Below are 3,679 nucleotides of genomic sequence, written 5' to 3'. Positions count from 1 at the left end.
TCATGCGATTATGTTGCCGCTGCCGCGTCAACTTTATCGCATATCGCTCTAGAGCGTGATGCTTTCAGCAAAACGCTCTAGATCTATGTTTTTTCGAGCGATTTCATGCGATTATGTTGCCGCTGCCGCGTCAACTTTATCGCATATCGCTCTAGAGCATTTTCTGATCAGATGGAGTCATCTGATCGGATAAAAATGCTCTATTTATCAATATCCTAGAGCACTACATCCGATCCAATGGGATCGGAAAGTGCTCTAGCGCCGCCCTCGCGGGGTCGATCGGTATTGCTCCCACCGCCAATCAACCCCGAACGGCGTTTCCCCTCGATGTTCGAGCCGATCCACGGCGCTGCTTTCGACGTCACCGGCAAGGGCATCGCCAATCGGAGTCGAAATTCTTTACAGTCATAAGATTGTCATATTATTTAATCAATAAAATCAATAGAATAAAAAGTGGCATAAGAATTGCAGTGTTACGAAATGTCGCAAACAGGTCAAAGCGACTTCGAGACATGACAATAATTTTGGAACTGGAGATCAGTAGAATGAACATCATACGGCGGATCGGCCTCAGCCTCGCCATATTGGCCGTGGCGGGCGTCGCAACGGCATCGGCGGGAAGTTTCGATTTCAATTACGTCGGCGATTTCGGGACCAACACCATTACGGGCCATTTCACGACCGCATCCCACCCGGTGCGCAACTCGGGCGGTGGTTACCGGGTCGCTGGCATCACCGGTAGTTTCGACGGCAGCGCGATCACCAATCTGGTCGGGGTGAACAAATTCCAGGGCAATGATAATCTGTACTTCGCCGATTTCGCGAACGGGGCGGATTTCGGCAGCCCGTTCGATGCCAATGGCGTGTCGTTCAAGGATGCGGCGGGCGAGTTCGTCAATTTGTTCGGTGATGCGGGTCTGATTTTCGGCGCGCGGACCTGCACGCTCGGCGGTTCGTGCTCGTTTTCGTCCGGCATTCTGACCGTGACGCCGGCGGCTTTGCCGGTGCCAGAGCCGGGTAGCCTGGCGTTGCTCGGCATTGCGCTGGTCGGGCTCGGCTTGATCGCGCGCCGTCGCGCGGTTTGAGTGTTACCATCCGGCAGGCGGATTGGTCTGCCGGCCGGATGGCGCTGGCTCAAAACGCGACGGATAAGGTGCCGTAAATACTCATCGGCGCGCCAGGATAGGCGTTGATGTAGTTCGACGCGTATTGCGCGGGAATACCGGCGAGGTTCGCGGTGCCGAAATAGCCGCCCGATGAGATGTATTCGTAGCTGTTGTAGTGACGGTCGAGGATGTTCAGCGCGGTGAGGGTGAAGGCGAGGCGGCGGACCCGCGATGAGGCGACCGGCAGGGGGAAGGTGAATTTCAGGCTGGCGTTGAAAATCTGGTGGCCCGGCATCGAGCGATAGTCGGGCGCGGTGGTGATGCCGTTATAGATGTGTTCGGGACCGATATATTGCATCCAGACGCGCGGTTCGATCGTGGTGTCACCGAGTTCAGCGATATAGGACGCGCCGATGTTGAGGGTGCGGGACGGGACGTAGGAGACCGGGTAGCCATTGTAGGAGGCCGGTGGGCCGCCGTTTTCGACGACATAGCTCTGGTAATCGGCGCTCTGGATACTGGCGTTGGCGAAGATGTGCAGATTGTAGAGCGGGGTGGCGTCCGCATACAGGTTCACGCCGCGGTATTGCGACGTGCCGCTGACGCCGACTTCGCTTGCGTTGTTCAGCGTGATCGGGATGGTCTGGCTGCCGTAGCGCAGATGATAGAACCCCATACCGGCGCGCAGGCGGCCGAGGGGACCCGCGTGTTTCACGTCGAGCTTGAGTCCGGCCTGGGTGTACTGGCCGCGCTCCAGCCGGTAATCGGCGCCCTGGATTTGCTGGAACAAGCCGCCGCCGCCGCCGACTTCGGGTGATTTCAGATCCTGCGCATAGCTGGCGTAGAGCGCGAGCCAGGGGATCGGGCGGTAGTTGGCGGCGAGCGAGGGTTCGACGCCGCTGCGGATTTCGGTTTGCGGCGGCAGGGCGTCCTGTGCCGTGAAATCGGTCGCGGCACCGGGGGCGAACAGGAAGCCCGAGGCGATATCCTGATGAAACGCGAGGCGATCGCGCGTGAACCGCAGGCCGGGGGTGATGGTCAGGCCTTGGAGGGGTTTCAGATCGTCCTGGATGAAGACGGCCTGATTGTCGAGGGTGAAGGCGCCCTCGCGCGCGGTGCCGCCCGGGTTGATGATGTCCGGGCCGCCGCCATCCGCCGGGTTATAGAAATTGGCCTTGTTGTTGTAGTAGGCGTGCAACGCGTAGGCGCCGAAGGTCAGCGTGTTCCAGCCGAACTCATGGGTGAGCCAGAGTTTGTCGCCGATCGTGTTGGTGTGGGGTTGCAGCAGGCGATCCTGCGTCGGGCCCGGGGTCCAGTTATCGGTGATGCGCGAATGGGTGCGCTTGATGTGCATGTACCAGGCCTGATTGTGCAGCGTGGTGCCGGCGCCGAGATCGAGCCGCTGTCTGGCGTAGAGCAGAACCATCGCGTTGGAATCGTTCTTGTCGTAGGTCGCGAAGGGCGGCGAGCCGTAATAGCCCGAGGTCGCCTGGCTGTAGAGCGGGCCTTGGTTGGGGTTACCCTGCGCGTTGAGGCCGTTGACCGTGATGGCGGGGTTGGCGGATTGCGGAATGTAGGTGGGGCGGAACGCCTCGCTGCGGGCATCGTAGGCGCCGAAGCTGATCGCGCCGTTGTTGAATTCATGGCGGGTTTTGAGGAACAGGGCGTAATCGCTGTCGGGGTTGTTGAAACCACCACCCTGGCGATAGGAATTGCCATCGCCGAAGCCGCCGGCGAGGATGCTCGACCAGCCATCGTACAGGCCGGTGCGGGCATCGAAGGTGAGGGATTTCTGGTTGAAGCTGCCATAGGTCAGCGCGATGTCGCCGCCGGGTTTTTCGGTGGGCTGCAGCGGATCGAAGCCGATCGTGCCGGCGAGACTGTCGTACCAGCGTTGATCGGGGTTGCCAGGACCGTAGGCGACCGCGGTCGAGCCGATCATCGAGAGGAAGGGGATGGTTGGCGCCTGCCACAGGCCGGTGACCGGATCGGCGATCGGGATGCCATCGAAGGTCACGCCGATCGCGCCGTCCTGGGCGTTGCCGTTGAGGCCGGACCAGCCCTGGTTGACGCCGTTGATGGTGATGATGCTCTTGCCGGCGCCGCTGGTGGAATAGGAGTTGATGGCGACGCCGGGCGCATAGGTCAGGGCCTGGGCGGCACCGCCGACCGGGCCGGCGGCATCGAGCAGGGTGCGGTCGAGCACGCGCACCGCCTGGCCGGATTTGAAGTTTTTGGCGCGTGACGCGGCTTGGGTTTGGGCAGCATCGGTGGTGGCGGAGACCGTGCCGGCATCGATCGGGACCGATTGGGCGATGGCGCGGGCCGAGGTGGAGATCAGCAGGACGGCAGCGAGATGTGCGGCGAGACCTTGGGTGAGACGCATTTTTGTCCTGATTGCGGCTGGGTTCATGAAAATACGCCAGCATGCGGCTGCATGCTGGCGCTGGTTTCAAATAGCGAGGCTCAAATGAGGCGGTTCAGGTGGACGGGTTGGTCGAGGGTAGCGGGTTGAAATCGGCCGGGATGTTGTTCTTGATGCCTTTGGCGATGTCGGTCGGCACGATGCCGTC

Annotated in this window: 2 protein-coding genes and 1 pseudogene; 2 read left to right on the top strand and 1 reads right to left on the bottom strand. The window is 60.8% G+C overall.

The window, feature by feature from the left end:
- Positions 1 to 257 precede the first annotated feature (257 nt).
- Together ACP5E6_RS17140 and ACP5E6_RS17135 are read left to right on the top strand one after the other, a co-directional pair.
- Positions 258 to 384 (top strand): annotated as a pseudogene (locus ACP5E6_RS17140) (isocitrate/isopropylmalate family dehydrogenase); the annotation flags it as partial.
- Between the two features lie 161 nt (positions 385 to 545).
- On the top strand, positions 546 to 1,085 hold the full coding sequence (locus tag ACP5E6_RS17135; RefSeq protein ID WP_427956221.1) for a PEP-CTERM sorting domain-containing protein: 540 nt from the start codon (positions 546 to 548) through the stop codon (positions 1,083 to 1,085).
- A gap of 49 nt (positions 1,086 to 1,134) precedes the next feature.
- Here the strand turns inward: ACP5E6_RS17135 and ACP5E6_RS17130 are convergent, their stop codons facing one another.
- Positions 1,135 to 3,492 (bottom strand): TonB-dependent receptor, encoded by a 2,358-nt coding sequence (locus ACP5E6_RS17130; RefSeq protein ID WP_427956219.1) that lies wholly within the window; start codon positions 3,490 to 3,492, stop codon positions 1,135 to 1,137.
- Positions 3,493 to 3,679 lie beyond the last annotated feature (187 nt).

The organism is Acidiphilium sp. (genome assembly GCF_049977125.1).
Lineage (GTDB): Bacteria > Pseudomonadota > Alphaproteobacteria > Acetobacterales > Acetobacteraceae > Acidiphilium.
This window is presented reverse-complemented; position numbering and strand designations above follow the sequence as displayed.